A 7,641-nucleotide genomic window follows, 5' to 3' on the forward strand; every position below is an offset into this window, starting at 1 on the left:
TCCAGATCGGAGTTTTTAAAAATAAAATGCCCAGAACCCGCTAATTCTCGTCGGACGATCTCGCTAAACTCAGCTAAACCATAGTAATGAATCACAGATCGCAACCTGGGTTTACGACGCGAATCGCCACCTAATGCTAAAATTCCCACTCGATAACTTTGCGCGATCGCGGCTAACATCGGTACGCATTCAGCTACATCTAATTTTACCCCCACAGGTGACGGTGCATCACCCCGATCGCCCAGACTCAGATGCAGGTTAAATTCGCGGTCGCTAACTGCGAGTAAGGTAATATCGTTAGGTCGATCGACAATCCGCACGCTTCCGCCACCATCGAACCCAACGCTAAATTTAGTCGATAATATCCCTAATTCGGGATGTCGATCGAGGTATGCTTGCCAAGCAGCCGCCAACGGACGGACATCGACTAATTCGCTTGCGTCGATTCCCGCTGTTGGACTCAGCATGATACTGCGAATGCCGTCGATCGTACTATTATTTGCTGCCAAACCACAAGCGGCTAATTTAACTAACAACTCTGGCGCGAGATCTCGCTCTAGTCCCCTAAGTTGCAGATTTGCCCGATTGGTAACTTGGACGTATTCTAATTCGATCGCTTGTAATAATTCGGCGATCGTCGCACACTGAGCTGAACTCAACACGCCACCCGGAATTCGCAGCCGAGTCAACAATCCATCGCGTGCGATTGCCGGATGGTAAATATCTGGACAGATAGATCGTTCGATAGCCGACAATACATCTAACTCCTTCCCCATGCGACGCAAGGAAATAGTGGATTTATCAAGTACCCAGCGGGTACGCTTAAAGACACGGTGTTCTGACTCGAAGCATTCGCTCCATCACAGTTGCGGCACAGCCCTGGATTCTCACCAGACTTCCCCATTCTCTCAGCTAGACCAATTTAACATGAATTAGGTTTTAGGTTTTAGGTTTTAGGTTTTAGGTTTTAGGTTTTAGGCTTTAGGTTTTAGGCTTTAGGTTTTAGGTTTTAGGCTTTGGAACTGCGTTCCTTAGTTTCTCCTCCCAAACGCCCCTTATTCCTTACTCCTTTCGGAACAATCCCCCAAATCCCGCCGTCCAAGACACTAAATCCACATGCTGCTTGGTAAAAAGTTTGGAAATTTCCACGATCGACAACTCTAAAAGCGTGGAATGCGAGTACAATTGCCTTGAGTGTGAGTAAGTATAAATAACTATCCAAAGCTATGTCTCTCAGCCCCATGACCCTAATTGCTCCAAGTACTACTAGCAGTGCAGCCCGATCGGCTCAATCCGATCGCGTACAGCAAGTGGCACAATTGACTAAGGCTCTATATCCAGCCGATCGTCAAGAAAAGTTTCTCGAACTTCAAGCCGAAGTCGAAACTTTATTTTCCCAATTACAAGCACTCCAAATCCGCGTGTAATTTCGATCGATCTAAATTTTTCACCAACACCTAAATAACAACCTTTTAAATAATTCAATAGAGAGCGATCGGATATATCCGATCGCTCTCTAATTTTTTTACCAATTCATTACGATCGAACCTCATCTTACTCCCTCCCCACTCAATAAATAGACGCTCTCACTCTGTGATGTCTATCCACTATCCACTATTCACTATTCACTAGTACATTTATCAATCCCAAGATATCCCCGCTAGTTCACCAAGACAAATTAAAAATACCCTAGCATTCGGAATATTAGCATATTCAAATGAATATTTACCTTTGCCAGACCACCACCGAGCATCTTGATGTTTGAATTGAAAAGTACCAGAACCCAAAGAAATATCTCGCATATCTGCCACCATTACTCGTTGCGATCCATCCTTTCTAGTGACAAACTCCATAAATCCCTGTCCGACTCTGACCGCCTGTAATGCCCCTCCCATTGGAAATTCTACATAACCATCGCGATCGATCTGGGCATCGAGAGTCGAGAGTAAATAACTACTCCAAACCGATTCAGATGTATTCGCAAAATGCCAAGGATCGCCGTCTTTAGGCGAACTTTTTTCACTTTGATAGTTGCCCGAAATCACATATTCATTACCAGAATTTTTCTTCCAAGTATATGTATAAGTCGTGCCTGTGTAAAAGCCATTAGTGTAGTTTCTAATAGTTTTGGCATAAAGACTGTGTGCGTCGGTAAATAACAACAAACTTTCTTTAGGCATCGCCGATCGAGAATTTACTAGTTCATATTTTATTAAACCTTTAGAACCGATATAAGAACAAGTATGATGAAATCGCGTGCAAAACCAGGCTAGCCAGCCATTAACACCCGCAGCCACTAATGCAAAAATAGCATTATGGAACCCAAATAAAATTATCGCAAAAGACAACCCGCTAGCAACAATGACGATCGTCAACCGCAGCAATTCGGGCATCGGGTTACCCGTCGAAGTCTTGAGCGTCGTATCCGCCGAAATGAGTTCGCCAATTGTCTGCTGCGGCGGCATAAAGAAATCAGCATCCGCTGTGGGTAGAGAGCCGCTATGAGACTTAATATCCGAACTGGGTTGCCAAGATGATACTCGTGTCGAATTAGGTTTATTCACGATCGGATTTGCATAATCTTTACCAGAAGATAGCGGGATGTCTGAAAGCCCTGTCTCTACCCTTCGGGAACGCTCCGCGAACAGAGCAGGGATGAAAGACTTTCGCGTGCGACTTTAGTCGCCTACCGCCTTTTAAACAATGATATCACCTTGCTAGATCCATTGATTTATTCTTAGCCTTACGCTATGCTATTTGTCGTAAACCAATAAAAGCATAATGCTAGTCTACGAATTCAAACTATCTGGAACTCAACAGCAGTACCGCCTCATTGATGAAGCGATTCGTACTGCTCTGTTTGTTCGCAATAGCTGTGTTCGTTACTGGATGGACAATGCCAAAATTGGTAAGTACGACCTTTCAGCACTTTGCAAAGCCCTATCTAAAGAGTTTTTGTTTGCCAACAAACTTAACTCGATGGCTAGACAAGCCAGTGCAGAAAGAGCTTGGTCATCAATATCTCGTTTCCACGAAAACTGCAAGAAGAAAATTAAGGGTAAGAAAGGTTATCCAAAGTTCAAGCGACGGGGCAATTCAGTTGAGTATAAAACTTCTGGATGGGCATTCTCTGAGGATCGGAAACACCTAGCTTTAACCGATGGACATAATATCGGCATAATGAAACTGGTTGGGACTTATGACTTGCACTACTATCAAGTAGAACAAATTAAAAGAGTTCGATTAGTTCGACGCGCTGATGGTTATTATGCTCAATTTTTGATTAAAGCAGAGCGGAATATTGATACCACGCCAACAGGTAAAACTATTGGATTAGATGTAGGGTTAAACCATTTCTACACTGATTCTAATGGCGGACAAATTGAAACCCCTAGATTTTTGAGAAAGTCTGAGAAGTCTATCAAAAAACTTCAGAAGCGTGTATCGAGAAAGTTTAGTAAAACCAGAAAGCGGCTCACTCCGGTCGGGTCTCCCGACCATGGAAGTGAGACAAGACAGCAGGAGAAGATAAAGCAGTCTAATAATTATCTAAAAGCCAAGAATAAATTAAGTAGAAAGCACTTAAAAGTATCTCGCCAGCGTAAAGACCATGCAGTGAAGCTCGCACGGTGCGTAGTAGCGTCTAACGACGTTGTGGTGTACGAAGATTTGAGAGTTGCGAATATGGTGAAAAACCATAAGTTGGCTAAAAGTATTAGCGATGCTAGTTGGTATCAATTCAGGGTATGGATTGAGTATTTTGGACGAATCTTTGGGCGGACTACGATTGCTGTAGCTCCTCAATACACTAGTCAAGATTGCTCTAATTGCGGTAAACGAGTGCAGAAAACATTAAGCACTAGAACCCATAAATGTCCTCACTGTGGATACACAGCAGATCGTGACGAGAATGCAGCTATCAACATTCTCAAGAAAGGAATAGCTACGACGGGGCACGTCGGAAGTTCTGAGCTTGACTCAGTAAACGCTTGGGGAGATTTGTCCTCTACTGGTAATGATGTAAATCAAAGCCAGCAAGATAGGTCATTGAACCAAGAATCCCCCGACTTTTTGGTTAAGACGAGCGACAGCAAGGCTTAACCAGTCGGGGGAGTGTCAACCCATCATAATTCCCCAAGGGGGAGTAAGGAGTAAGGAGTAAGGAGTCTTTCCCCTTCTTCCCTAAAACCTAAAACCTCATAAAGAGTACTACGTTGCCGATAATCGCGATCGATTTCTCGAATTGCACCTTGTAAATCTTTAACAGTCAGACAAGTTCCGCCCTTGGCTCCTGCCATCGTAGTAATATGCTCCTCCATCAGCGTACCGCCCAAATCGTTGCATCCCCATGTCAGGGCAGTTTTCGCGCCTTCAAGACCCAATTTGACCCAACTGGGCTGATGATTGGAGATGTAGTTACCCAAGAAAATTCGGGAGATTGCAGTTAATAATAAATTGTCAGCTAAAATTGGCTGATCTCGCCCGACGCGACTGCGGAGCGGAGCGGGTGCAGATTCGCCGACGAAGGGGAGGATGATAAATTCGGTAATTTTAGCTGGATAATCAGACGCGATGGCGTGCTTTTGAATCTGTCTAATCTGCTCTAAATGGGCGATTTGCTGGCTGGGAGTTTCAATATGTCCAGCTAACATAGTACTCGTCGTCGGCAGCCCCAATCGATGGGCGGTAGTAATAATTTCGATCCAAGTCGCACTATCGATCTTTTCAGGGCAAATAATTCGCCGCACCGCATCATCCAATACTTCCGCCGCCGTACCAGGCATCGAGCCGACTCCAGCCTGTTGGAGTGCGATAATAACATCGGCATAACTCAAGCCATCTTGACGAGCGATAAACTCGACTTCTTGAGGGGAAAAAGCATGAAGGTGGAGCTGGGGAAAAGTAGATTTAATCGCAATTACTAATTCTAGATAATAGTCTAAAGATCGATCGTTAATTTTTGCCCCAGGATGCAATCCGCCTTGCATACAAATTTCTGTCGCCGAGAGCGAGACTGCATCTGCGGCTTTAGCTAAAATCTGCTCGGTACTCAGCCAGAAAGCTCCTTCGGTACCTTCATCGCGCCGGAATGCACAAAAGCTACAGTGCTGTTCGCAAATGTTGGTAAAATTAATATTCCGGTTGATAACGTAGGTAACGGTATCGCCGACTTGCTGATGGCGCAACCGATCTGCTGTCACCCGAATTCGCTCGATTAAATCGGAATTGGTTTGAGTCAGGAGTAAGAGTGCATCTGCGGTGGAAATATCGTCGCCTTGTAAGGATCGATCGAGTATCCGGTCGATCGTGCTAATGTCTGAAGCGGTAGGTGAAGAGGTAATTTCAGACATATCGAGCTTTAGATCTACCTACCCATTTTAGAAGATCTGGACTGATTTAGATCGCAGTCCTCAAACACAAAACTACTCCTAAATCTGCCTAGTACGTAGGTAGACTGGATTCTTAGCAACCCGTTAAAATGGGTTTGAGCTACTAGCCTGCATTTTAGTCACAGGTGGACTAGATCTGTAGCTTATCGATCTAGCGCGATAAGTTACCCTAATAAATAGTCGATTTAAAACCGTCATGAAACGAACTGATAACGACACATTAAAAGATATTAATGATGCACCCGATCTTCAAAGACTAGTGCAGGATAAACGATCGGTAAAAAGAGCTAATCAGGCTAAAGGTAATCGCCGGAACCGTCGCTATGAAAACCGAATTCTTAACGCGCAGACACAAGCAGATCTCGATGATGAAGAGATAGCAACGGTATTTGAAGATGATGACGATCGACTAGAAGAAGTAGAATGAAATTTATTTAATATTTGGGTTCTAGATTTTAGAATGGAAAGCGGAAAAGTAGGCTGGTAGTTTAGCTGAATAATTGAAGCGATCGCCTTGCGAGGGTTGAAGCAATATGCAGTTCCAGATATAATATCTACAGCGACCTTTTATCTTGGGAGCAGTTATGACAGCAACACTCATCCAAAGTCCCGATCGGGTAGTTTTTAAAAACATTAGTTGGCACAGCTATCATTCGACCGAGCCATTAAACTTAATCCTAACTTAGCTGAAGCTTACTACAATCGAGGTGCAGTTAGATATGAACTAGGAGACAAACATGGAACAATATCCGATTTAGATCGCGCGATCGAAATCAATCCTAACTTAGCTGAAGCTTACTATAATTGAGGTATAGTTAAATCTAAATTAGGAGATAAAAAAGGAGCAATATCTGACTTCGACCGTGCGATTAAAATTAATTCTAATCATGCTCTGGCTTACTATAATCGAGGTTATACTAAATCCGAACTAGCAGATAAAAAGGGAGTAATATCCGATCCAAGTAAGGCATCTGAGTTGTTTCGCCAGCAGGGACAAATAGATTACCATAAAGAGGCAATGGAGTTAATCGCTAAGTTAAAGAAAAATCAGGGAATGTAGCGAAAGAAGTAGCTCCACCCTACAGTGGGCAAACTTTTGTCAATATATCCCGATCGACCCTATCATTTGCCCACCAACTCTATTATTTACGCTCTTGCCGACGATCGATGATTGCACGCGATCGATCTATTTATATGCTCATCGCCGCTATCGTTCGCGTAACGTGCCAAAGGCGATCGAGCTAATCATTCGATCGGTTCTGGGGTGACAATCGATCGAAGATTAAAAATATGTGTCGATCGATTCGATCCTGGGATGCGATCGAGGGTTGGGTTCGATTGCTAACTTTGACTAAACCAAATCTCTAAATCTGCCAAGCTGGTAAAATCCAACAACGCCTCACCCAACTCCTCCAACCGAGCGATATCTAACTGTTGAATGCGATTCTCCCAGGGAGAGGCTCCGCCAACGGCAAATCGATCGGACGCATCGCCAAACCGACGATTCAGTTGCCGCATTACCATTCTAGCTTCACCTCTAGCTTCGCCTCTAGCTTCGCCTTTAGCTTCACCTCTAGCTTCACCAACCCGCTCCGCAGCCTGAATCTTTTCCAAATATAAAGGCGATAACTGCATAATTAACTCCCGCTCCTCTGGTTCGATATTAACCTTAGCTTCTAATGTTACACTTAAATTTCCTAATAGATCCAACACATTATCCCGATATGGATAATTTATTGGCAATGCTGCTACTTCGGCAATCGCCCGTTCCTGCACCCCTTCCTTACGTTAGGGTCGAGTGACAAGTCACCTTGTCACCCTCCCATTCAGAACCGTGCTTGCTAGTTTACCAGCACACGGCTCCTCAACAATACGGCTGTTGTCACCAGCACCATTTATCTGCTCATTGATAATTTCCAACGACTTCAATGTAGTTTCCAGCATTGCGTCGCCGTGAAAGATCGCGAGCAGTTTTGACATCGTGGCAATGACGGTGAAGCGGTTGCAGATTATCGAATTTAGCTGTTCCACCTGCCGATTTGGGCAGGATGTGGTCAACCTCAATCACATCGTCTCCTGTAAACAACAGTCCACATTCAGCACATTGACCCTGATGTCGCTTCAGTAAGCGTGACACTTGATGTGGCAGTTCAGGATGTGTGCCTTTGCGAGTACTCCAGTAGAGAACATCCCCATCGAAATAACTTTTATTGGCTCTAACCTTGATGTGGCGGATAATGGGAGTGTGTGC

8 protein-coding genes, 1 pseudogene and 1 riboswitch are annotated in these 7,641 nt (G+C 44.2%); of the genes and pseudogenes, 4 read left to right on the forward strand and 5 right to left on the reverse strand.

Annotated features, from left to right (window positions below; translation table 11 throughout):
- Positions 1-776, reverse strand: a pseudogene (locus RMO79_RS05075) (hypothetical protein); the annotation flags it as partial.
- A 35-nt stretch (positions 777-811) separates the two neighbouring features.
- Positions 812-948: riboswitch (cobalamin riboswitch) on the reverse strand.
- Between the two features lie 278 nt (positions 949-1,226).
- Here RMO79_RS05075 and RMO79_RS05080 point away from each other — a divergent pair.
- Positions 1,227-1,427: a hypothetical protein gene (locus RMO79_RS05080; protein ID WP_310481969.1), complete on the forward strand. Its 201-nt coding sequence runs from the start codon at positions 1,227-1,229 to the stop codon at positions 1,425-1,427.
- Positions 1,428-1,640: 213 nt separating this feature from the next.
- On the opposite strand, the gene RMO79_RS05085 is transcribed toward RMO79_RS05080, so the two are convergent.
- Positions 1,641-2,564: a hypothetical protein gene (locus tag RMO79_RS05085; RefSeq protein ID WP_310481970.1), complete on the reverse strand. Its 924-nt coding sequence runs from the start codon at positions 2,562-2,564 to the stop codon at positions 1,641-1,643.
- A 217-nt stretch (positions 2,565-2,781) separates the two neighbouring features.
- Between RMO79_RS05085 and RMO79_RS05090 the strand changes: the two genes are divergently transcribed.
- Positions 2,782-4,101 carry a transposase gene (locus RMO79_RS05090; RefSeq protein WP_310481971.1) on the forward strand — a complete coding sequence of 440 codons (1,320 nt, stop codon included), beginning with the start codon at positions 2,782-2,784 and terminating at the stop codon, positions 4,099-4,101.
- 23 nt (positions 4,102-4,124) lie between these two features.
- On the opposite strand, the gene cofH is transcribed toward RMO79_RS05090, so the two are convergent.
- Complete coding sequence (cofH, locus tag RMO79_RS05095; RefSeq protein WP_310481972.1) at positions 4,125-5,351, reverse strand: 7,8-didemethyl-8-hydroxy-5-deazariboflavin synthase subunit CofH; 1,227 nt, start codon at positions 5,349-5,351, stop codon at positions 4,125-4,127.
- 235 nt (positions 5,352-5,586) lie between these two features.
- Between cofH and RMO79_RS05100 the strand changes: the two genes are divergently transcribed.
- Together RMO79_RS05100 and RMO79_RS05105 are read left to right on the forward strand one after the other, a co-directional pair.
- Positions 5,587-5,817, forward strand: a complete 231-nt coding sequence (locus RMO79_RS05100) for a hypothetical protein (RefSeq protein WP_310481973.1) — start codon at positions 5,587-5,589, stop codon at positions 5,815-5,817.
- A 210-nt stretch (positions 5,818-6,027) separates the two neighbouring features.
- Entirely contained in the window at positions 6,028-6,198 is a 171-nt protein-coding gene (locus RMO79_RS05105; RefSeq protein WP_310481974.1) for a tetratricopeptide repeat protein, read from the forward strand.
- A 533-nt stretch (positions 6,199-6,731) separates the two neighbouring features.
- Here RMO79_RS05105 and RMO79_RS05110 read toward each other — a convergent pair.
- Both RMO79_RS05110 and RMO79_RS05115 read right to left on the reverse strand, forming a co-directional pair.
- Positions 6,732-7,166: a DUF4351 domain-containing protein gene (locus RMO79_RS05110; protein ID WP_310481975.1), complete on the reverse strand. Its 435-nt coding sequence runs from the start codon at positions 7,164-7,166 to the stop codon at positions 6,732-6,734.
- 127 nt (positions 7,167-7,293) lie between these two features.
- On the reverse strand, positions 7,294-7,641 hold a 348-nt coding region (locus RMO79_RS05115; RefSeq protein WP_310481976.1), incomplete at its 5' end, for an HNH endonuclease.

The sequence above is a fragment of the Chamaesiphon sp. VAR_48_metabat_403 genome (assembly GCF_031422475.1).
Lineage (GTDB): Bacteria > Cyanobacteriota > Cyanobacteriia > Cyanobacteriales > Chamaesiphonaceae > Chamaesiphon.

Coding starts and splice junctions, on each gene's coding strand:
- RMO79_RS05080 (WP_310481969.1), top strand. CDS start 1,227: ATGTCTCTCAGCCCCATGACCCTAATTGCTCCAAGTACTACTAGCAGT.
- RMO79_RS05090 (WP_310481971.1), top strand. CDS start 2,782: ATGCTAGTCTACGAATTCAAACTATCTGGAACTCAACAGCAGTACCGC.
- cofH (WP_310481972.1), bottom strand. CDS start 5,351: ATGTCTGAAATTACCTCTTCACCTACCGCTTCAGACATTAGCACGATC.
- RMO79_RS05100 (WP_310481973.1), top strand. CDS start 5,587: ATGAAACGAACTGATAACGACACATTAAAAGATATTAATGATGCACCC.